The organism is Veronia pacifica (assembly GCF_001707825.1).
Lineage (GTDB): Bacteria > Pseudomonadota > Gammaproteobacteria > Enterobacterales > Vibrionaceae > Veronia > Veronia pacifica.
Map to the genome: position 1 here is coordinate 77,964 of NZ_LYBM01000012.1, position 21,791 is coordinate 99,754.

General features: G+C 43.3%; 18 protein-coding genes and 1 pseudogene. 5 read left to right on the top strand and 14 right to left on the bottom strand.

Annotated features, from left to right (window positions below):
* Nucleotides 1-64 precede the first annotated feature (64 nt).
* The 4 genes and pseudogenes from A8L45_RS08705 to A8L45_RS08715 form a co-directional block, all read right to left on the bottom strand.
* Nucleotides 65-2,655 (bottom strand): annotated as a pseudogene (locus tag A8L45_RS08705) (M14 family zinc carboxypeptidase).
* Between the two features lie 47 nt (nt 2,656-2,702).
* Nucleotides 2,703-3,551, bottom strand: coding sequence for an ATP-grasp domain-containing protein (locus A8L45_RS25265; RefSeq protein WP_245680682.1), 849 nt, complete (start codon nt 3,549-3,551; stop codon nt 2,703-2,705).
* Nucleotides 3,530-4,084 (bottom strand): ATP-grasp domain-containing protein, encoded by a 555-nt coding sequence (locus tag A8L45_RS25270; RefSeq protein WP_245680683.1) that lies wholly within the window; start codon nt 4,082-4,084, stop codon nt 3,530-3,532. The genes A8L45_RS25265 and A8L45_RS25270 overlap by 22 nt, the downstream gene beginning before the upstream one ends.
* Nucleotides 4,085-4,086: 2 nt before the next feature.
* On the bottom strand, nt 4,087-4,998 hold the full coding sequence (locus A8L45_RS08715) for an ATP-grasp domain-containing protein (protein WP_217492143.1): 912 nt from the start codon (nt 4,996-4,998) through the stop codon (nt 4,087-4,089).
* Between the two features lie 198 nt (nt 4,999-5,196).
* Between A8L45_RS08715 and A8L45_RS08720 the strand changes: the two genes are divergently transcribed.
* Nucleotides 5,197-6,336, top strand: coding sequence for a M20 family metallopeptidase (locus A8L45_RS08720; RefSeq protein ID WP_068901304.1), 1,140 nt, complete (start codon nt 5,197-5,199; stop codon nt 6,334-6,336).
* Nucleotides 6,337-6,375: 39 nt separating this feature from the next.
* Here the strand turns inward: A8L45_RS08720 and A8L45_RS08725 are convergent, their stop codons facing one another.
* The 3 genes from A8L45_RS08725 to A8L45_RS08735 all read right to left on the bottom strand — a co-directional run bounded on the left by A8L45_RS08725 (nt 6,376) and on the right by A8L45_RS08735 (nt 8,682).
* Complete coding sequence (locus A8L45_RS08725) at nt 6,376-6,813, bottom strand: nuclear transport factor 2 family protein (RefSeq protein WP_068901305.1); 438 nt, start codon at nt 6,811-6,813, stop codon at nt 6,376-6,378.
* Between the two features lie 451 nt (nt 6,814-7,264).
* Complete coding sequence (locus A8L45_RS08730) at nt 7,265-7,864, bottom strand: GNAT family N-acetyltransferase (RefSeq protein ID WP_245680684.1); 600 nt, start codon at nt 7,862-7,864, stop codon at nt 7,265-7,267.
* A gap of 128 nt (nt 7,865-7,992) precedes the next feature.
* The gene (locus A8L45_RS08735) at nt 7,993-8,682 is read right to left on the bottom strand and encodes a Crp/Fnr family transcriptional regulator (RefSeq protein ID WP_083228266.1); all 690 of its coding nucleotides are present in this window, start codon (nt 8,680-8,682) and stop codon (nt 7,993-7,995) included.
* A 176-nt stretch (nt 8,683-8,858) separates the two neighbouring features.
* Here A8L45_RS08735 and A8L45_RS08740 point away from each other — a divergent pair, with 176 nt between their 5' ends.
* From A8L45_RS08740 to xylA, 3 genes are read left to right on the top strand one after another with little or no spacing between them, the layout of a single operon-like run.
* On the top strand, nt 8,859-10,952 hold the full coding sequence (locus A8L45_RS08740) for a beta-glucosidase family protein (RefSeq protein ID WP_083228267.1): 2,094 nt from the start codon (nt 8,859-8,861) through the stop codon (nt 10,950-10,952).
* A 33-nt stretch (nt 10,953-10,985) separates the two neighbouring features.
* Entirely contained in the window at nt 10,986-12,497 is a 1,512-nt protein-coding gene (gene xylB / locus A8L45_RS08745; protein WP_083228268.1) for a xylulokinase, read from the top strand.
* A gap of 27 nt (nt 12,498-12,524) precedes the next feature.
* Nucleotides 12,525-13,868 (top strand): xylose isomerase, encoded by a 1,344-nt coding sequence (gene xylA / locus A8L45_RS08750; RefSeq protein ID WP_068901310.1) that lies wholly within the window; start codon nt 12,525-12,527, stop codon nt 13,866-13,868.
* A gap of 88 nt (nt 13,869-13,956) precedes the next feature.
* Here the strand turns inward: xylA and lepB are convergent, their stop codons facing one another.
* The 7 genes from lepB to A8L45_RS08785 all read right to left on the bottom strand — a co-directional run bounded on the left by lepB (nt 13,957) and on the right by A8L45_RS08785 (nt 20,290).
* The gene (lepB, locus tag A8L45_RS08755) at nt 13,957-14,607 is read right to left on the bottom strand and encodes a signal peptidase I (protein ID WP_068901312.1); all 651 of its coding nucleotides are present in this window, start codon (nt 14,605-14,607) and stop codon (nt 13,957-13,959) included.
* Nucleotides 14,608-14,669: 62 nt separating this feature from the next.
* Nucleotides 14,670-14,984 carry a DUF6693 family protein gene (locus A8L45_RS08760; protein ID WP_068901315.1) on the bottom strand — a complete coding sequence of 105 codons (315 nt, stop codon included), beginning with the start codon at nt 14,982-14,984 and terminating at the stop codon, nt 14,670-14,672.
* A gap of 416 nt (nt 14,985-15,400) precedes the next feature.
* Complete coding sequence (locus A8L45_RS08765) at nt 15,401-15,799, bottom strand: hypothetical protein (protein WP_139122343.1); 399 nt, start codon at nt 15,797-15,799, stop codon at nt 15,401-15,403.
* A gap of 315 nt (nt 15,800-16,114) precedes the next feature.
* Entirely contained in the window at nt 16,115-16,534 is a 420-nt protein-coding gene (locus tag A8L45_RS08770; protein WP_068901320.1) for a GNAT family N-acetyltransferase, read from the bottom strand.
* A gap of 191 nt (nt 16,535-16,725) precedes the next feature.
* Nucleotides 16,726-18,210: a DUF2306 domain-containing protein gene (locus A8L45_RS08775; RefSeq protein ID WP_068901322.1), complete on the bottom strand. Its 1,485-nt coding sequence runs from the start codon at nt 18,208-18,210 to the stop codon at nt 16,726-16,728.
* Nucleotides 18,211-18,297: 87 nt separating this feature from the next.
* A complete protein-coding gene (locus A8L45_RS08780; protein WP_068901324.1) occupies nt 18,298-19,404 on the bottom strand; it encodes a hypothetical protein in 1,107 nt (368 codons plus the stop codon).
* A gap of 256 nt (nt 19,405-19,660) precedes the next feature.
* Nucleotides 19,661-20,290, bottom strand: a complete 630-nt coding sequence (locus tag A8L45_RS08785; protein ID WP_068901326.1) for a CPBP family intramembrane glutamic endopeptidase — start codon at nt 20,288-20,290, stop codon at nt 19,661-19,663.
* Nucleotides 20,291-20,426: 136 nt separating this feature from the next.
* On the opposite strand from A8L45_RS08785, the gene A8L45_RS08790 reads away from it, so the two are divergent.
* A complete protein-coding gene (locus A8L45_RS08790) occupies nt 20,427-21,593 on the top strand; it encodes a hypothetical protein (RefSeq protein WP_139122344.1) in 1,167 nt (388 codons plus the stop codon).
* The last annotated feature ends 198 nt before the right edge of the window (nt 21,594-21,791 follow it).

A 21,791-nucleotide genomic window follows, 5' to 3' on the forward strand; every position in this document is an offset into this window, starting at 1 on the left:
GAGCAAAAACTGGCCGACAGCCTATTGTTAATCCTGTCAGCCAGTTTTTTAGCGAGCGTTGCGGTTACTCGCCTATATATTTCAGCACTTCAGGCTCAGAGTAGTTAGGTACGTCATCGTAGCTAAATACGGCGTAGTATTTGTCAATGCTGGGGTTACCGAAGTTGTCATAGGTATAACCGTCTTTTCCGCCATACAGTTTAACGCCGTCAAATGGCGATCTGGGGGCATGGAAGCGGTTACGCACGACAAAGCAGCCGACAAAGTCCTCGTCATCGGGGTTATCCCAATTCAGTCTCACCATATTATTTTCAAGCGTATACTGCAGATTGGCTGGGGGGCTGACCGCTTTGGTTCGCCGATTGACGTAATTAATGACCAATTCGGTACTGTTTTTGCTCTGCCCACTACTGTCCACCATCCACTCAACCAGAGCTTCATTAGGCTGAGACTCTACTGTTGCCCGAATAATAAAGTAAAAAGGCTTGTTCTGTTGATGGAGCCTACCAATTTCTCTGAGGCTAAAACTGTCAAAGATAAAGTAGTGACTACTTTGCTCTCGCAATTGATTATTACTGACTTCATAGCCGATGTACTCAATCTTACTTCGCTGCTGGACACTCTGATAATCCAAATCCTGAAGTTCGACAAGCTCCAAGGTAAAGCGCACATCTGTTCCGAGGGAAAGAGCATTCTTATTGACCAGCTTGACATAAGCACTGGTGAAAACGCATTTCTCAGGATTGGGTAGGCCAGCTAAGGGATAAACCATCTGACCATAAACGATTCTTCCCTCATTATCGAAGCCGGAGCGGAGCCGTTCAGGTGTGACTGTGTCGTGGCTGATCGTATTCACTGACGTTGGCGATAGACTCATCGTCTGCTCGGGCAGTTGGTAAATAATATCGAGATGCGGTCTGTAGTGCAGGCCGCCACCAAATGGACCATATCCAATATCAAATTGCATGACCTGAGAATTATTACCAAGCGGTAATGTCTGAGGCCCTTGCAGTCGCAAAATGACCACGCCAGTTTCTACCAGTGTTTGAAGTATTTCGCGTTCGACACCATTGAAATGCCATTGCATCCATATGCCCTGTGTCACTCTATCGGAGGCGATGGTTACCCCCAACGTATGAAGGGCAGGTGACTCGGCGATGGCATTGAAATCTTTGATATCAGATATTTTATTTGGGTCCAGAAGGGAGACAGACCATTCACCATAATTTTCGATTTTGGCGTTAACCCGGTTCATTGGATAAAGAGATAGAATGGCCTGTGAAACGGTAGAGTCGACCTGAATATTGCTGATATCAAATGCTATTACGCCAAGACTGGTGCCGCGTTTACTATCGACACCAACAAACATAGAGTTGTAACCGAAATGCTCGCGGTTCTTTGCCGATGTCTTTTTACCTAGATAACCGATTTGATCCTTTGCGGGGAATACAGTGACAGCGCATTCGTGGCCTGCCAGTTTTGTCTTTAGCCGAAGCTCTGGGCTGAATGGTGATTTAATGCCGCTTATCTTGTCTACTGCACGTATGTTGTAGAAGTAAACATGCCCACTTTTTAGCTGGGTGTCGGTAAACGTCAGTGATTTGGTAATAGCGACCAGATTATCCTCACCACAACGGCTTTTGTTGTTTTCTGATCGATAAATTTCAAAGTAGATGTCATCGCTTGTAGGATAATCCCATTCAAGTGTCACATTATCATACTCAATATCTTTGAGTGTAAAATTCGGTACTCTTTCGGGCGCGGCTGGCGAATAGTTGATACATTCACTGAGTGCGCAAATAAGAGCAGGGATATTTTCATTCACGCACTCGGTCATATTTTTCATGTAGTCAGGAATGTTACGAGTGCCCACTTCAACAACGGTAGCCAGAATTCCCCGACGATAATAGTATTCTCGTCCACTTCCGTGTATTAAGTTTGCTGGCGGCTTTCCCCGGTGAATTCCATACTGTCTGCCGGTCACTTTGCCAATTTCGTGGTTCATATTGGCACACAGCACATTGAGATCTGTGCCTTCAATTTCGACTTCATGATTAAATTTGTGAGCAGGAAAAAACACATTACCCTGACTGTGATAGTCCAAAGCAATACGGATGTTATTGTGCTCTTCAACAAAATCTTTTATGGCACAGGTTTCAGGCTCTGAAAATGCGTGCGGGCCGCCATAAGTATTGGAGGCAGTGTTTTGATTGCGCATAAATCGGGCGTCAAAATTCCGGTTTAAATCGACACCGAAAGTCCCATCACCATTGTTACGGCGTTTTTGCGCCAAAACGAGAAATGATTGCGAGAAAACTCAAAGCCATCAGGGTTCAAGCAGGGGACCATATACAAGGTATTTTTATTTAGTGCACGTAAAAGTTTAGGGTTAAAGCGGTAGTTATCGACGACATATTGAATAAATTTGATGGCCAATTCATTGCCGATCCACTCTCTGGCATGGGTAGAGCCCGTATAGAGCAACGCTGGCTTATCGTCAGCGTACGTTACGTCGTTTGAAATTGTCATCAGCATTATGGGCCGACCCTCCCATGTTTCGCCGATGCTCTGTAAACGAAAAAGATGCGGGTGAGCCCGCATCGTAGATTTAAGAAACGCTATGGTTTCTTGGTATGAAGCATATTGAATTTTCATTGGGCCCCTCTATCCCTGTGCGCTCCGAAATCAGAAGCCCACTTCACTCAGTCCTGATCGTATTGTTGCTTCCATTGATCCAGTAAAAGGTTGAGCTTCTTTGCTTTAAGATTTTTTATGATGCAAAGTTGCTCGGGGTCAGTATTGATGGCGTTAACAAACCCTTCTGCACCAAATTGGAGCAGAATGTCATCAACCATCTTGTCACCTATCCCTCTAATATTATTGAGGAAGGTTCGAAGTTCTGCCTCGTTAAATTTAGCCGGTTCGTAGGAACCGAGATCTGGATCTTGCTGCTCATCAGCTCCCGGCAAAGGAGTGAGCGTTGCAGCTTGAGTTGCAGCAGCTTCAAGTCTGAAATTGTCTTGTCGGTTCCACACTTCACTCGGCCATTCCTCGCCTGAGCGGTATTCAGTGTCCTGTATAGGGAAACCAAATTCATCGAAGCGGGAGAAACATTCGTTACTGTCTTGGCTGGGCGTGTACTTAGAAAAAGAGATGTGACGCATGGTGCGGAGCAGGCTGGAGTCTATTTTACCCAGTTCCTCCCAGTTGTAGAGGGGGATATTTGGTTTTTTAAGCTGACCATCAGATAGCAGCCACATCAGATATTGGCCGATCCAGTCACGAATATATGGGAATGCTGCAAATGCCGTTGCACATTCAAGGATGCGTAGCTTGCCATCTTTACCCAGTGCAATATCGCAGGCCCAGTATTCCGCATTTGCTGCTTTTGACGCGCGCTTAGCCAAATCCAGGACATTTTTAGGCACATCCTGATAGTCCATGCTGCCACCTTGGCTTGTATTGGTCAGCCATTCGCCTTCAGGGGGACGACGCCAGAAAGCACAAACTGGTTTGTGTCCAATGAGCATCACCCTGATGTCAGCTTCCATCGGACAAAATCCTGCACATAAACAGGGTAATATCTCTTCTCCCACAGTAAAGATTTTGCTTCACGATAGTTGTTCACTTTATGAACAAAGTATCCACCATAGTTTGAAGGCCCATAAGAACGCTTAATGATCTTGGGGTATTTTGCATTTACCAAATAATTATCAGCTTGGTCCGGAATATAGAATATTTCAGTATGGGGCGTTGGTAGCTTATACTTTTTACAAAAGTGAGTGACATTTTCTTTTGATTTATTTGAGAACTGGCTATCCAACGAGGGCACAAATTTTACGTCCGGTAGCTCTCTCGATATTTCCCTGAATGTCTCGTAAGCGGTAGCTGGAATGTTACCAATTAACACTTCTATTTTTTTTCGCTTTATTTCATTGATAAACCTTTGCTTATCATTTCCCCAGCGATAAGTGACATGCTCAATTTTATCAGGCCAGTTTTTAAAGTTAGATTTATCAAAAAACCTTAAAACATAGTCGAGATAAAGGAGTCCAATTTTGGGCAGTGCTTTGTTGGTCTTCATTTTTATGCAACCTTGAAAGAATGAGGGGTACTTTTTTTCAATGCTGAGCGTTCCAGTAAATTAACCAGCGCATCAATTTTTCTCTGATTAAAGTTCAAACCGAGCTTTTCCTGATCAGGAGTAGCAAATGCAGGAATGGTGTTAACCTCCAGAACAACATATTCTTCATGTTCTCTGTCATAGATAATATCTACACCTGAGATCTCTAGGCCCAACGTCTTTGTGGCCTTGAGTGCAAGGTCTATTACTTCTTGTTCTGGCTCTCTAACAAATACCGAGCCACCACTCGTCACATTCGTTTTCCAGTCATCTTTTGGTGCCTTTCGGCCGTAGCAACCGACAAACTGGCCGTCGACAATATCAACCCGATAATCCGTATTGTCGTAGTCAATGAATCTCTCAAGATAGAAATAACGCAAATCTGTCCGGCTAATAAAAGGCAGTAGCATGTCCAATGCTCGCTCACCTTCAATTTTAGTAATACCAACGCCTCCCCACCCATCAGTAGGTTTGTATACCAGCTTTCCACCCCATTCTCGGATAGCCTGCTTTAATCCATCCGTGTCGTTTTTGTGGCAGAGTCGGTAATCTGGTGTGGCAATTCCATGCACGTTTAAAAGGTGAGCGGTATGAAATTTGTCTTCAGCAATCGAGAAAGCTTCAAAATTATTAACGGTAGGTATGACGCGACTGAGCATTTGGTAGAGATAGAGTTGGAATTGACTCTGTTGGCCAGCGTTGTAACTAACAAAAACATCTAAGTCTTCCATTATTGTGTTATTACATACTATTTTTCCATCTTTGGCTCTGGCATCTCGGAGGTTCAGTCCAGTAATACAATCAATATTTTTTTCTTTAAGCTTTGTAATAATTTTGTCTTGTATTTCTTTCCCCCTCCATTTTCGTACATCCACAACCCTACCGTTGCTAAAGTCATTATTTTCTCCTAGATAATTGTGAGCAAGCTAAAAAATCGACAACATTTTACCGGATATTCGATGACAGTTGTTTGACTGAAAAATACCGCATTTTAATGTAAGAAAATATTCACTTTGTCTACAATCCTCGTGTGACATACTTTTTGCAACTCTCTCATTAAAATGGGAAAAAATATGTTTGACTTCGGATGTGAGTGTGACTTTGATGAACTCAGAGAGTTTATTCTCTGTAATTCTTACAGCAAAAATAAAAAAGGAATCGATCAGCATGGGGAACAAATGATTTCCCAGCTTCTCCCCCTTAATTATCAGGTCGAGAGGTTTAGCCGTGAGGATATTGGAAACCATCTCTTATTTACTTCGAATAAACGTGATGGATTAAAGATTCTTCTATTAGGCCACCTCGATACTGTTTATCCGCCTGGCACGTTTACTTCCTTTACTCAGGACGAAGAATGGGTGTATGGCCCGGGTGTCTGCGATATGAAAGGAGGAAATTTTGTTGCTCTTAATGCTCTTCGAAACCTTTATCATGAGCTGCCGTCAGGGGTATATAACATTGATTTTCTCTTGGTCAGTGATGAGGAAACAGGTAGCGATGACAGTCGTGAACTGACGGCTAGAATCGCCACTCAGTATGATTATTGTCTGGTTTTCGAAGCCGCTGGGAAGAATCACGAAGTTGTTACAGGAAGAAAGGGGATCGCGACTTATCAAGTCGAGATAACGGGTAAAGCAGCACATGCAGGTAACCACTACATAGACGGGATTGATGCTAATTTGGCGTTGTCACAACTTCTCATTAAGCTCAAAGCACTGACTCGACTAGACAAAGGGACGACAGTAAACCCCGGAAAAATTCAGGGTGGTCTCGGTGCAAACACCATATCTCCAACTGCTCAAATGTTGGTGGAGGCCAGATTTAGTGATCAGGAAGAAAAACATCGTGTTATGTCCTCTATTCACAACCTCTGTGGCCTCATTGAAAAAAGCGGCGTTAGCGTCTCCCTTTCCGGTGGTTTACAGCGTGACGTCATGGAGCCTAATGTACGGCAACAGGCGTTAATCACTGCTTTAAACCAGATTCTACCCACAGACATTGTGACTGAACAGCGAGGGGGAGTGAGTGATGCAAACATTGTTGCAGGAGCAGGAACGGTCACATTAGATGGCTGGGGGCCATTTGGTGATGGCGATCATACGGTTCATGAACGCGCGAGCAAACAGAGTTTTTTGAGACGTATTCGAGAGGTGACTGATATACTCAGGTTTCTCATTTCCGACAGTGCGCAACAATCATTGAAACCTGAATGACGGTGTTAAATCGGCGCGGAGAGCACGAGGTCATCCCGCTTACGGGATAGAGGTAGTGTTGGGAATCTCTGCCCAGAAATCGTCGATTTCGTCTTGATTGGAGGAAAAAGACCACACTTCGACGATTTTACCATCTGCCACTCTGAATATGTCAGTGCCCTCACGGGTTAATTCCTTATCTTCCACCTTTGCTTCAAAGCGAACAGGGATTGATACCAAATCATTGTTTGCCATTGGGTTCGCCATAGGCGTTATATCGAGGTTGTCTTGTGTGATTGTCAGCATACTCGCCATCATCATACCGACTTCCATGATGCCGTTGTGAGAACCGGAAAAACGATTCTCTCCTGGCTGATGCCAGATGATTTCAGGTGAAGCGATCTCAGTCAGTGACAAGATATCTCGTTTAGCGAGTAGTGAAAAAAACGTATTGATGAGAGCAATATTTTCTTCCTGCACTGCCTTTTGAACGCTCATTATATTCTCCTTTCTATGGGCAAATGAAGAGGGTGAATGTCTATATTTCTAGTGTTTGTTATTTAATGTCAGATAGTTAGTAATGACATCCACTTCTCAGTCGATCGCGAGTACAACACTCTGCCCTTCGCACAGAGTATATTTTGTTTTATTTATAAAACTGTATGGCATATAGCTACTCGTAACAGTATAAACCCTGAACCTTACTTTGCATTTGTCAGGAAAGTAGTAACAAGGTATGGCAACAAAATGCGAATGGACAATGCACTAAGATATTCGGTCTATTCGATTATCTGTCTGTTTATTAACGATGGTTGGTGAGCAGTGGCTTTGTAAACGGTAGCTATGTGAATTGAAAGTGAAGTAGGAACCGATTTATCGCATCTACTGATATTTTCTCTTTGCTGAATAAGGACTCATTCACTTTAAAGCGACTAACACTGTTGGGAGATCACGCCGGGTTGATTTTCGCAGTGAGCACATGGTCTTGCCAGTGTCCGGCAATACGAAGATATGATTTGGCGTACCCCTCTTTTTCAAATCCTATTTTTTTCAGAACAGCGGCACTGGCATGATTATCGGGCATGTAATTTGCCATGACGCGATGGAGGCCCACTTCCTCAAATATGTAGTCGATTGATGCTGTTAATATCTCTGTCATCAATCCCTGATTTACCTGCTTTTGGTCAATACAATAGCCTAGCATGCACGCATCGAAGACACCGCGAATGACACCTGTAAAATTTGCCACACCAATGATTGTTTTTCTCTCTTTATCCAGCGCTGCAAATTTATATTCTTGTCCCATTTTAAGCGCCATTTGCTGGTGAGAAAGCTGCCTTATCCAGTATTCTTCGCTGTAATATTCTTCAGTTCTTAATGGTTCCCATGGGGCAAGGTGCTCTCTGTTGCGGTCACAGAATGCGGTCATCATATGCGCATCGTCAGGAGAGAGAAACTCTAGTCGGGTTCTTTTGGTATGTATAACAGTTGATTGCATGGTTTTTTCAATAACACAGTGAGAAGGGTTTTCGGGAGGGGAGACTAACATACCGTCCGCCCGCGATAATGGTTTGTATGTTGCGTAAACAGTAAAGCGTGAAGCCAATCCAACTATTGTTCATGTGGATGCTTTACTCGTTAATACGGGTATTTAATGTTTAACGTGGTTTTGGGGTATCAATCAGATACTCGAGCAAATAGTTCCAGTTCTTCCAGTTTATGAATGGTGACCTCCCGATATTTCACGGTGATCCAATCATTTAATTCCCATGCTTTCAGTTGTCGGTTCACTCTCTGCCGTGGTTTTCCTACCATGGCTGCCAGTGTTTCCTGCGTCAATGGCAGTTGAATACAAATGCCCTGACCAGATTCTCTGCCAAATAAATTGGCCAGTTTGACCAATGCCAGTGCCAGTCTTTTTTCGACATTCATAACCAGTGAAAAACGCATAAGATAATCCAACTCTTTTGCGTAATAATTGACAAAATGAAAGAGTGCCGAGGCATCCTTTCGAAAAATTTCGAGGAAATGCATTTTTTTTATCGCTAAGACCTCGCTATCTTGCAAGGCGATCGCCTGACTTATTCTCGGGCCATTATTAAATACCTCCAGTTCGCCGATAAAGGTATTGTCTGCAGCGATACCAAGAATAAATGACTTCCCCTCTTTGTCATGAAAGGTAAAGCTTACTGCTCCTGAAACGAGATAAAAAACCAGCTCTGATGTTTCATTTTCATGGAAGAGTACTTCCCCTTCTTGATAACAACGCTTTCTACTCATACTGAGAAAGCTATCTCGACTCTCCTGAGAGGCATATTTTAAAAAGCCGTTCTGCTCAATCATCGACACTGCCTGTAAAAATTCCATTCATCATCTGATCTCTGACACAAACTCGAATAATTGTCTGCCACAGGACAGACCAGATTTTCATCTTTTCCTAATGTTGTAGTGAAAATAGCACAATAAGACTCTTCCTTGTTTGTGGAGGCGACGCTGTTGGTGCTAATGACTTATAAGCGCGACATTTGACAGGGATTGTAGTGGTGAAAACAGAGAGCTCAGCCAACGGACAACCGGACAGACTCAACAACACAGCGCAGAAAAAAAAGCGCCTTGAACGTAAAGTGGAAAGATTGGTTCGTCAGATGTCGCTAAAAGACAAGCTGCATCAAATGAGCGGTGACCTCTACACGCTGACCTCTTTTCTGCCCGATATGATCATTCGCTATAACATGCATCCCATACCAGCAGGTCATTGCCCGGAACTGGGTATTCCGGCGCTTCTTTTTGCAGACGGCCCAAGGGGAGTCGTTTGCGGCACATCTACTTGCTTTCCAGTCTCTATGGCCCGGGGAGCGAGTTGGGATATCGAATTAGAAGAAAGAATCGGTGATGTCATAGGTGTAGAAATGCGCAGCCACGGGGCGAACTATGCTGGCTCAGTATGTATTAATCTTCTCAGGCATCCTGCGTGGGGCAGAGCTCAGGAAACATACGGTGAAGATACTCATCACCTTGGTGAACTTGGGGCGGCATTAGTCAGAGGCATACAACGCCATGGCATGGCGTGTGCGAAACATTTCGCGGTAAACAGTATTGAGAACGCACGATTTAAGGTAGATGTGCATGTCAGTGAACGAACACTGAGGGAAGTGTATCTGCCTCATTTTAAGCGCTGTGTCGATGAGGGGGTTGCTTCTGTGATGAGTGCTTACAACAAACTCAATGGCGAACGCTGTAGCGAGAGTGATTTTCTTCTGAGAAAGATACTGAAGGAAGAGTGGAAGTTCGACGGTTTTGTTTTGTCCGACTTCCTGTTTGCAATTCGCAGTGCCACTAAAGCGTTGAAAGGCGGATTGGATGTTGAAATGCCGTATAGCTGGCATTACAGCTTTTTCCTCTGGCTTTCGCTTAAATTGGGTCGGGTGTCAGAACAGGATGTTAACGAAGCTGTCACCCGAATTTTGCGCAAGAAGTTTGAGTTTCAGGATGTTGGGGAAGACCATCGATATAGTTCTCGGGCTATCAATTGTTCTGAGCATATTGCACTGGCAAAAGAGGCGGCAGATAAATCTATCGTGCTACTTAAAAATGAGGAAATTCAGGCCGGGAAGGCATTGTTGCCATTAGATCTGACGCAAAAGCAAACTGTCGCGGTCATAGGAAAACTGGCTGAGGCGCAAAATACAGGTGATCACGGAAGCTCTGCGGTGGACGCGAATCATGTGGTGACTGCTTTGCAAGGCCTTAAGTCATTGACGTCAGATACAGATGTTTGCCTCTCATATGATGACGCTACCTCCATCAGCAAGGCGACTCGACTTGCCAGTGAAGCAGATACAGTGATTCTTTGCGTAGGCTATACCCATATGGATGAAGGGGAGTTTTTGATTTACAGCGGTGGCGACCGCGATAGCTTATCGCTGAATCCACTTGACGAAAGACTAATCAATTCTGTCGTGAATACTAATAGTAATACCGTTGTTGTGATGTTTGGCGGAAGTGCCATTGTCACTGAAAAATGGCGACAAAAAGTGCCTGCTATTTTGATGGCATGGTATGCCGGAGAGCAAGGAGGAAATGCGCTGGCAGATATACTCTTCGGCAAAGTGAACCCCTCAGCAAAGTTGCCCTGTTCTTTTCCCCGCGGCAACGACGATCTGCCTTATTTTACTAAAAATACCCGTTTCATCCGTTATGAGTATTTGCACGGTTATCGGCACCTTGAACACTACGGGCGGCCACCTGCATTTGCGATGGGTTTCGGCCTCAGTTACAGCCAGTTTCTTTATTCTAATCTGACCCTCTCCGCTGATAGCATCGATGCTGAACAATCACTGACCGTCAGTATCGATGTAGAGAATGTCAGTGAAACTGACGGAGCCGAGATTATTCAGCTTTATATTAGCTATCCGCAAACCGTATTTAGGGCACCGAAAGATCTAAAAGCATTTCGCCGTGTCGATATCGCTGCTCACAACACAGTTAGCGTATTCATGACGGTGACAGCAGAACAGCTTAGATATTTTGATGAGGCTTCTGGCCGTTGGCAAAGCGAGCCCGGGCAATATCAAGTGCATGTTGGCTCCTCATCTCAGGCGATTGATTTACTCACATTGCCTTTCACCGTGCAGTGATTCTTGTGTTGTCTTTTTCGGAGTAGGCAGACAATGAGCGAAAAAAACGAAACAGCAAGCACTGTGATGGGCATCGACCTAGGGACACAAAGCCTCAAGATCGTCATTTACGATCCTTGCAGAAAAATGATTATTGCCAGTTCAGATGCTCCACTGCCTATTTGTCAGGACATATCGGGAAAAAGTGAACAACAGGCGAGCTGGTGGATTGATGCGCTGAAAAGTGCGTGTGATCAGTTGCCGTTTCAGATAAAGCAAACGGTCAAATCTATTGCAGTATCAGGGCAGCAACACGGTTTTGTGCCTCTCGACTCGGATGGAAACGTGATCTATCCAGTAAAGCTTTGGAATGACACAACAACCATTCAGGAGTGCGGCCAGATTCGTGAAGCATACGGGGGCGATTCCGAACTACTTCGGAAGGTAGGGAATACGATTCTGCCCGGGTATACCATTCCAAAAGTGCTATGGCTTAAAAATAATCATCCTGATATTTATCGCAAATTGGCATGCATTTTACTCCCCCATGACTACCTGAATTATTACCTCACGGGCCGACAGGTCATGGAGTGTGGTGATGCATCGGGGACCGGAGTGTTGAATATTCGGACCCGTTTCTGGGATAAAGAGTTGCTTAATTGTATTGACCCTGATGGAGGCTTATTCGACTGTTTGCCTGAGCTAATTAACGCAGACTCAGCGGTAGGTTATGTCCAGCCCGTCATTGCTGACACTCTGGGTTTACCATCGGGTGTAAAAGTCGCTTCAGGTGGTGGGGACAATATGATGGCAGCGATTGGTACGGGAAATGTTCGTGAGGGAATCGCCACGGTCAGTCTCGGTACGTCATCCACATTATTTGCATTCAGTGAGACAGCTGTCATCGACCACAAAGACGGCGCAGTCGCCGCTTTTTGTTCATCCACAAACGGTTGGTTGCCACTGATATGCTCTCTTAACTGCGCAAATGGAAAAAAACTGATTGAGACCTTGTTTGGCATGGACGGTGATCATTTGGCATTTGAAGGGTTGCTGAGAACTTCCTCTGTTGGCAGCGAAGGTGTGTTGACCCTCCCTTTCTTCGATGGAGAGAGAAGTCCTTATCTTCCTGACGCACAGGGCTCTGTTTTTGGCCTGAATTCGCACAATTTTACCCGTTCAAACCTTATGCGCTCGATGATTGAGGGCGCAACTTACACCCTGAAAATGGGCTTTGACAGATTGACTGACCTTGGAATGTCTTTTGACGAGATAAGACTGACAGGTGGCGGTAGTCTGAGCCAAATCTGGGTTCAAATCGTCGCGGATGTGTTTAACCGACCTGTGCTGTTAATGGATAGCCATAATGGTGCGGCCTTTGGTGCGGCTATACAGGCCCTGTGGTTACTTGAAAACGAGCATCAAAACATTGTGTCCTTGTGCAATGAGCATGTAGAGCAGAGGCTAACAAGCCGAATTGAACCCAATGCACTGTCGGTAAAAAAATACCGTCTTGAATATCAACGCTTTGTCAGGGCTGTGAGCACGGTCAAAGCGTTCTACTGACGTTTCATTCAAATCACGGGAACAGCTATGACAGATATTTTCATTGGAAATCAGACTTATTTCCCTGAAATAACACGCAAGATCCCCTTCGAGGGTATTGAGTCAGATTCACCGTTGGCATTTAAATTTTATGACGAAGATAAGGTCATTGCTGGCAAAACCATGAAGGAGCATTTGCGGTTTTCTGCATGTTATTGGCATACCTTTTGTGGAAAAGGGTCTGATCCCTTCGGTCCGGGAACCCAGAACTATCCGTGGGATGCGGTCAATGATCCTATGACTGCGGCAAAGCACAAACTTGATGCCGCCTTTGAGTTTTTCTCTAAGCTTGGTGTTCCTTATTACTGTTTTCATGATCGCGATTTAGCACCTGAGGGCACATCACCCATCGACTCGGAAAACCGTTTGATGGAATTGGCTGATATGGCTCGTGAGCGTCAAAACGCGACGGGTGTAAGATTGTTGTGGGGTACAGCAAACCTCTTTTCACATCCAAGATATATGAATGGAGCAGCGACAAACCCTGATTTTAATGTATTGGCACACGCTGGGTCACAGGTGAAAAGTGCCCTTGACGCCACTATAGCGCTCGATGGCGAGAACTACGTATTTTGGGGAGGTCGAGAAGGATACACATCGCTGTTGAACACCCGCACTGATATTGAAATTGAGAACATGGCCCGCTTCCTTCAGGCGGCAAGAGATTATGGACGCGCCTGCGGCTTTACGGGGACTTTTTTGATAGAGCCTAAACCGATGGAGCCGATGAAGCATCAATATGATTTTGACGCTCAGACAGTCATTGGTTTCCTCCGACACCATGGACTTGAAAATGACTTCAAACTCAATATTGAAGCGAATCATGCAACTCTCGCTAGCCATACCTTTTCTCATGAGTTACAAATGAGCGTTGATGCAGGCCTACTGGGCAGTATTGATGCGAACAGGGGAGACCCTCAGAATGGCTGGGATACCGACCAGTTTCCAACGGATATCTATGACACGACCCAAGCAATGATGGTGTTACTGTCTGCGGGTGGCTTTCAGAGTGGTGGCCTGAATTTTGATGCGAAGTTGAGGCGAGAGTCAACGGATTTAGAGGACATGTTTGTTGCGCACATTGGGGGGATGGATGCATTTGCAAGAGGTCTTGAAGTTGCGGATTATTTACTCAACAAGACTGACCTTAAAGTGCGAAAAACGCTAAGATACAGTAGCTTTTCTCATGGAAAAGGCGCGGATTTTCAAATGGGGAAACTATCGCTACGTCAACTTTTCTCGCATGCTGAATCGATGGGTGAACTCAAACAGACATCAGGAAAACAAGAATATCTGGAAAATCTGATTAACCAAGCCCTCGTCAGAGCATAAGGAAACAGAGAATGGGGAAATACACATCTATGTGATGCCCCTTCCTGTTACCTCAGTACCATTGTGTGTTTACGTTGGATAAATCACATTAAAGCGTGCGTAAAAATCTCTCGGCGCGTGGGATAAAGTAATTATCATAGTCAAAAGACATAACAACGCTTCTGGTGCGACCTCGGATTTCCTTTCTGGGGACAAATCCAATAAATCTGGAGTCCGCACTGTTATCCCTGTTATCGCCCAACATCAGGTAATGTCCTTGCGGAACTTCTACGGCCTTAAAGTTTGAGGCTGGGCTATGCTCTCGGTTAATCCTAATTTGATAGTGGCCGTTACGGGTTGTTTCCTCGAAAAACTGGATTGGCCCCTGCGTAGATGTCTGATGATATGTCATAGGAGCGCCGTTAATATATAGTCGGTTATCGACCATAGCAATAATGTCACCGGGTATCCCAATCACTCGTTTAACCATGTTATTTCCTGTCACCTCAGACTCAAACGTAACAATATCGCCACGTTCAGGGTCCGAAAATGTATACAGTGAAAAACCTGTGAAGGGTATACGAAGATCGTAGGCCATTTTGTTAACCAGAATCCTGTCACCAATCTGTATCGTTGGCTTCATTGAGCCAGTAGGTACATGGTTCCAGTCAGCAAAGCTGGAGCGAAACACCGTCATGAGTAAAATGAAAATTAACAGAGAACGGTATTCCAGATAAATATCATGCCACTTCTTTTTCATAACACACTCTCGATTGTAACGTTAATCATGAGACTAAATATTCTGAATTAAGTTCATGATAATTAAATAATCTTTGTATGATTGAGAGAGTAATTCCAAACGCGATAAAAATAAAAAAGATAGCCGATACCAAGAGTAACGATTGTAATAAATAGCCAAACAACAACGTGGCCAATATTGCTAAAAATATCTACATCACAATACATCTGTTTTTCACTACCATCGGGGTAAACCAACGAGGAACGGTCGATAATGAATTTTGCAAAGGCGTAGGGGTAGACAAAAAAGGCAAGACCAAAGGTTAAAATGGTCAATAAAAACCAGATAAGGAGGTGAAGTGCTATCTCCGCTACCGGCACCTGTGCATTAATAAACATACAGTTCCCACAGTCAATATATTATATGTAGGTCAACATGTTAGGTGGTTTTTTGGTGAGTGAGAACGAGGTAAGGGTAATAACTATATATCTTATCCGATCTGAGACAATTCACTGCAATCACGTCATGATTTAGAAATGCTGATCCCAACAAAATCATTAAAGCGAAGATAGTTTAGCCGACTAAGGTGATACCTTGTTGATGACAAGCTTTGTGCGGAAAAGAGTCATGAGGCGAGGTGAACGCGAAATGAGGTTGTGCTGTTTGAAACCCAATTGCGCATTGAATTAGGCGTATTACCCAAAAGTACGACGTTGAACAAAGTGGTTGTGAGGTGAGCATACGTTATTTATATTGCGCATGCTCACCCATAGACAGCCTAGACAGATTCAAATGGAATGATTGCCGGCCGTCATTATCCATTCCATGAACTATTGTTACGTTTCTTCACTGATATCTTGTTGTTGACGTCGAGGATTATTCTCTGTGCACATGAGACAGCGTCTTGCTTCATCACTGAATCAGATAGGTGTCCGGGCAACTTCATGACTGCTACACCTTCGCCGATCTCCATCGAGATACCACCGTAGTAGAAGTCTCCGCGTTCAAAGCTCTCGTATAAACGGTCGCATTGTTTTGGCCAATCCATAGCTTCAGTGCCAACGCCTTCGACACTTGCTTTGTAACCAAAGCTTTTGAATGTGATATCAGCGTTGTCAAAAGCGAGATTTTTTGCATCAATCTTCACTTCAAGGGGCTTTGTGCAGCCCATCAAGGACATCAACAGTAGAACGAAAAATATCCGTAATTTCATATTCTCAATAACCCCTTGAAAGAGAGCATTTGCACCCATGTCTGTCTGGCTATTCGGGTATTTACCAACACTTTATCTTCCATGAATAGCGTGAAGTGATATTTTTATCATGAATTAGACGGTGACATTACCGCCCATTGTATGTTGTATCGACTGCATCATCGATTTTTGTCTCAGCAATATGAAAAATAGAGAAGTCGATCCAATAAAAAACAATTGATATTCGGTCTATCGCTATCGCAAGTTCTGTTTGTCGATGAAATCGTGATGCTGCGTTAGGCCTCTTGGTAAACAGAGATCCCACAGATATATGAATCAGGCGTCCAGAGTTTTAACTAGGAAATAGATCTTCATGTCCGGAATAGGGTAGTCGTCTAACGTCATTCGCTCTTCAAACCCAAGCTTTTTGTAAAAGGGCAGGGCCTGAAAACTCAGTGTATCGACCAAGACCTTTTTACACCCTTTTTCGATGATGTGGTTTTCTGTTGCAGTCATCAGTTGACTGCCGACACCAGTACCTCTGAGTTTTTCATCTACCCACAAATACTGGATACAGAACCACTGTCCGAATAATCTGCCAGAACAACCTGCTATCACGTCGTCCGCTTCACGAAGTAGGAACAATATTTGCTCCGATTGGATATCCTCAAGATGTGGGCGGTTATAACTCCTCAGCCCATCTGTCACTAACGCGACCTGTTTATCGGAAGGGCTGTAGATAACATCAATATTCACAATACGATATCCTGTTGAATACTTTAATTATCCAGAAATACTTTTCGTCTATCAAAGAGTCAATTTATCTTCCGCCCTCCTTGAGTGAGATCCAAAAATAGATAGCCAACTTTCGAGTAGTGTCTACATTTGGTTACTGGAAAAGACAAATTCAGGCGATTGATGCGGTAATAAAAAATGAACAGGTAAAGTCAGGATACTTTCCTCGCTTGAGTTGCAGGCCCGTAAATAGCAAGAACCATGGCGATCAGAAAGAGTGTTTGCATGACTCCACCATTTAAAAGTACTGAGGTATGGCCGCCTTCAATATAAGCATGAGGTATAACATCAATGAAACTGAAAATAGGTGATAACCACAGCGCACCCACTGGCATAAATGACAGTACCCACGTCATGACAGTCCACTCTGTCAGCAATAGTTCATAGCGGCGAATTGCAGCAAATACGATCATGCTACCGAACAAAAGATGCAATATACCCCAGCCAAAGTAATGGCTGCCGCCAGATGACAGGTGAACAGTAGGGTAACCAATTTCATGGCTCCACGTCAGCTCAATCATTGCTATGGCTATGCACATTGCACCGAGTAAGTAGGCCAGAGAATGGTGTTTGCGATAAGCAATGATCATATATCCACTGACTAACATCATGCCAACGGTGAGCAATGCAAATAGGGATACCAGTATAGAACCTGACCCAAAGAGAACCTCTCTTTCTCTGGTGAGAAGATCGGTATTAACAAGTTTCCCATATCCATCTGAACTGAAATTACCTTCAGAAAATGCATAAAACATGAACATAGTCAGCACGCCCAAAGCAGTGATCGTCATGATATTTCGTTTAAATACCTGAGAGTAGCCCTCAAAAACGAAAGCGGTATTTGTTGGAGACGCCTGACGGTTAGCAACCATAACAAAATAAGCAGTCAGGTATGCCTGAGTATACAAAACAGTATCAACGGCACCATTAATGACTTGATGAGTATGGCCTGTATCCATCCAGGCTAGCATCATCCAGTTGTATCTTTGCCAAGGGGCCGTCAAGAATGAGCCGAGAGTTATGGCCATCCATCCCAGATGTTGAGCGTACTGACGCTTTTTAAGGGCGTAGAAGGCCATAAAGAGCGCAAACATTTCGGTACCTGATAGAATATACAAGCCCCAGTTTCCGACCAACTGATCGTAGGTTCCATCCATGCCAGCGTAAATAAGGTAAACCCACACACTGAGACCGAGTGCCAATGCGCAAAGCGCATATATGCTTCCCATTACTCTGTGTATTTTTCGGTGTTTTCGTCTAAACGCGGGCCAAAATTGAAAAACGCCTAATATTAGACAGGCTGAGCCGCAGAACATATGGAATCCGAGATTGATTTTTTCAAAATCAGAACGCAGATCATGGGCAATGTAAGCCTCCAAATAACTGCCAACGCCATACGCCCATTCAGAAGACGAAAGTAACCTAAAAAGTTTGAATAAGGTTGGGTTAACAATCTCGCTTTCAATTTCGCTGTAGTCAAACTCCTCAGGGGTGGTATTTTCGTATAACGCCTCGTTTGCGCGGGTTACATCTTTGAGCTGCACGAGGTTCCAGCCTGTCATTGATGCAATAAAACCAAAGACCAACATAAAAGACATGATACTTGCCAGCATCAAAATTTTCGCATTTTTCAACATGAAAAAGACCTCACCAATACCCCTCGTGCCCAGCGAAAATCTCTGGATTTTGACTACTCACCAATTACAAACTAACGGCCGATATGATTAAAAGTACATTCTTTTATATATAAATTTCTTTATGAATCCCATTCTATTTCCTCTCTCTTTTTCATCGCTCGCTAATAGTTCTCTTGCATATTTTCTATTTATTTCACTCCATATTTCACTGAGTTCTTCTTTATTTGGCACTTCAAATGGGCTTGGGATATTTTTTGCCATTCTGAGAGTCATCATATTAAATGTAATAACGAGAGCGATGGCACGAGCGTGAATGTAGTAGTCTCCTGTTGCATTGGAAACAACGGGGATGAGAAGTTTTGGATACATTAAATCGAGGTGGGGTAAGTCTTGAGTAATAAAGCAAAGGTTCCATGTGTGGTAGAGGCTGGCCCAACCTTGTGTATGATGGTAAAGCACTTGTCCATCGCAGGTAACTTTATCTGTCGTTGTGCTGGTTAAGACGAAACCCGCCTCAGAGTTGCCATTCTTTTTGACAAAAAAATCTTGCATGGTCGCTTCGTAAATATTGAGGTTGAGCATAGCTATCCAAGTCTTCTGGTTCCACTTATCGCCTAAACTGCCGGGCTCAAATTTTTTCTTGTTCATTCGCTTTATATAACGGAGAGCAACAAGTTCTATGCTGGCAAGCTTAGCGGCAACAAACCAACGACCAGCAATGCGGTAAGCACCTCGAAAAGAGTTAAATACACCCTTCGGGATACCCATTTTCGCTCTTTTGTCGAAGAAGAAGTTAAATAACTGTTCACCCCAGCGATAATCAAGGGTTACTTTTTCTGTAATTTTTTCGAGTATAAAGCTGTAGTTGAGTATCCGTATGACTAAATCCGAATTTTCACCGTCATAATTAATAAGCCCCCTTTTGTCCGCTTCAACCAGAAACTCAACAACGGCGGGATGTTTTTCGTGTAAACCCAGTGCCACTTTGTCCAGCATAGGATCTAATTCTTGCGGGATGTTAAATTCATCATGGAAAGTACTTTTCAGCAACTCTGAATCACCAAGGTGGAGATCCTTTTCTAAGATATCCTGAATTAATGCTGGGTCTGTTTTGTGGCCTCGCATGTTGAATTTATCAATAAAAGCTTCAACCACATCATTTCCTAGCAACTCTTCACTTTTTTTCAATTCCATAATCTGAGTACCAATAATTTTTTAATGAATTCAATAAGAAAAAAGAACACAATTAGAGCATAAGTTCTAATTATAGAGCTGGTTGCCAATATGTAAATTTTATGTTGTTTTATGTTTGAGATTTGTGGCGGGCGTTAACTTATAAATGAATGAAAAATAATGACATTAAAATAATTAAATCTGAAATATTATTAATATGAAATTTAACGCTTATTAGAATGTTGATTATTGTCATAAGTTCATGTTTAAAATACAGTTATATTGTTTTTGATAAATCGAGATACTGACCAAAGCCGAGTATGAATAACCATATACCCCAAATAGAGTGTTCAATAACACACGCAGCAGTTGAGCGCGATGCTGCATAGGTATATGCAAAAATAAGACCGCCAAAAAATGAAAATATCACTGCTATCCAGTTGGCATAAATAATGTGAGATAGCGCAAACGCTGAGGCGCTGACAATTATCCGAATAGTTTTGCTGGGGAATTGATGTTTATATCGATGGAAGAGGTAGGTTCTGAAAATCACCTCTTGTGGAATAACCGAGAATATCGGATAAATAATAATTAAAAACAATAATTTACTTATATCAGAGACAGGAACCGTATTGAGCCAGACATCTGATAAAAACCATATTATTGTTCCTCCAGCGATAAATAATACTGGAGAGCGCCACAGCATTGTTTTTAGACTTCCGTAGTTAGTCAAACGAAAGCGTTTAAACTTCTTATCGCGATAAATAATGTAAAAGCAGATAGTCGCAACAAAACATAACAGTGGCAGCAGCACCGGGTGCAGGCGTTCTCTAAACACGTAGGCAGCGATTGGGAGTATCAAAAAAAGGGAAAAAAACTCTACCCATCTAAGATTATCTATTTTCATTCGTAAACTTTATTGATTAGGTGGTTTGAGACTAGCACAATATTTTTTTTCGTGGTCTTGTCATTCCACGCTACATTTAAATAAATGAAATATATTGATTTTTAGCATATTAACTGTAGTGATTGGTGGGATCGAGATGACAAAGTCTGCGTCATGGCAGAGGGCCGTAACCAGTGGCGAGTGGGAGAACTTGTTGATACTTCTTGAGTCAGATACTGCAACGTTATCGACAGAAGAAAAAATCGGGCAATATTCTCAGGCTGCCAACGCGGCGAAAAAAGCTAATCAATACCAATTTGCCATAGGTTGCTACCAAATTATGTTAGAGCTGGTGACAACTGACAGTGAAAGAGCGTCAATATATGGCTGGCTATCATCTTGCAGTGCCGACGACCGAAATTTTGAAGCTGCTGAAAAGTATGGTAAGTCGGCTCTTAATTTACAGGACCATCTGGCTGAAGTTGGCAAAATAAATACCCGCAATGTTGTTTCATTTTCTCTTTTTGGCAGTAATCCAAAGTACTGCGAGACCGCAATATTAAATGCTGAGGCGATGTCTGACATATATCCCGATTGGATCATGCAAGTATTTTATGATGAGACAGTGCCAACACATGTTCTGGAACGCCTTAAACAACTTGATGTTGAGCTGACTAACGTAGCTGATGTAAACGCAGAACACATGCCCGGTACATTCTGGCGTTTCCTCGCATTGGAAAACATTCAAAATGATATTGTGCTGTGTCGGGATATTGATTCAATTGTCTGTGAACGAGAGAGGGTCTTGGTCGATGAATGGCTGGCGAGCCGAAAGGCATTTCATGTGATCAGAGATTGGTTTGGTCATACAGATCTTATCCTTGCTGGTCTTTGGGGAACGCGTTTTGGTCTGTTAACAGGGATAAGAGAGATGATTGAGCATTACCTAAAACACGCTGGTGACAATGTGAAATCCACCCATGCAGATCAGTTTTTCTTGGCAGAATATATCTGGCCACGTATCCGCCACTCGTGCTGCCATCATTCCAGTATTTTTTCAGGTGTACTGGAGGCTTGCTGGCCTGATAGTGAAGCAAGAATGCTGGAAAATAAAGATGGAAATGACCAATTGGGGTCATGGAAAACGACATCAATATCAATTTCTAACATTGGCGATGCCTTTATCGACATTGTCGAAAATGGAAAAGTCATTTGCAGTTACCAGCTTGAGAAAGGTGGTGTTCTTAGCCTGCCGAGACTTTATCGAACTCGCATACAAAAAAATGTTTATCAGCTTATCGTCAGGCCAGCTGACAATTCATAGTCAACGCATTTTATGTTATTGCCAGATTTAAACGGCCTTAAACGACTGTGAGGCCAGCTCAACCCTTTCAACCTAAAAAATCATCGGGTACGCATACCCCAACAGGTTTGTACATTAGATCTTACTTTTAAAACAGGGTTAAGTTGACGTCAGGTCCTCCCTTAGCTAATCTCAGACCGACTAATCAGTCGGTTTTTT

Excerpts from the sequence above, each read along its gene's own strand:
- A8L45_RS25265 (WP_245680682.1), bottom strand. The coding sequence starts at position 3,551 with ATGGAAGCTGACATCAGGGTGATGCTCATTGGACACAAACCAGTTTGT.
- A8L45_RS25270 (WP_245680683.1), bottom strand. The coding sequence starts at position 4,084 with ATGAAGACCAACAAAGCACTGCCCAAAATTGGACTCCTTTATCTCGAC.
- A8L45_RS08720 (WP_068901304.1), top strand. The coding sequence starts at position 5,197 with ATGTTTGACTTCGGATGTGAGTGTGACTTTGATGAACTCAGAGAGTTT.
- A8L45_RS08725 (WP_068901305.1), bottom strand. The coding sequence starts at position 6,813 with ATGAGCGTTCAAAAGGCAGTGCAGGAAGAAAATATTGCTCTCATCAAT.
- A8L45_RS08730 (WP_245680684.1), bottom strand. The coding sequence starts at position 7,864 with ATGTTAGTCTCCCCTCCCGAAAACCCTTCTCACTGTGTTATTGAAAAA.
- A8L45_RS08735 (WP_083228266.1), bottom strand. The coding sequence starts at position 8,682 with ATGGAATTTTTACAGGCAGTGTCGATGATTGAGCAGAACGGCTTTTTA.
- xylB (WP_083228268.1), top strand. The coding sequence starts at position 10,986 with ATGAGCGAAAAAAACGAAACAGCAAGCACTGTGATGGGCATCGACCTA.
- xylA (WP_068901310.1), top strand. The coding sequence starts at position 12,525 with ATGACAGATATTTTCATTGGAAATCAGACTTATTTCCCTGAAATAACA.
- lepB (WP_068901312.1), bottom strand. The coding sequence starts at position 14,607 with ATGAAAAAGAAGTGGCATGATATTTATCTGGAATACCGTTCTCTGTTA.
- A8L45_RS08760 (WP_068901315.1), bottom strand. The coding sequence starts at position 14,984 with ATGTTTATTAATGCACAGGTGCCGGTAGCGGAGATAGCACTTCACCTC.
- A8L45_RS08765 (WP_139122343.1), bottom strand. The coding sequence starts at position 15,799 with ATGAAATTACGGATATTTTTCGTTCTACTGTTGATGTCCTTGATGGGC.
- A8L45_RS08775 (WP_068901322.1), bottom strand. The coding sequence starts at position 18,210 with ATGTTGAAAAATGCGAAAATTTTGATGCTGGCAAGTATCATGTCTTTT.
- A8L45_RS08780 (WP_068901324.1), bottom strand. The coding sequence starts at position 19,404 with ATGGAATTGAAAAAAAGTGAAGAGTTGCTAGGAAATGATGTGGTTGAA.
- A8L45_RS08785 (WP_068901326.1), bottom strand. The coding sequence starts at position 20,290 with ATGAAAATAGATAATCTTAGATGGGTAGAGTTTTTTTCCCTTTTTTTG.
- A8L45_RS08790 (WP_139122344.1), top strand. The coding sequence starts at position 20,427 with ATGACAAAGTCTGCGTCATGGCAGAGGGCCGTAACCAGTGGCGAGTGG.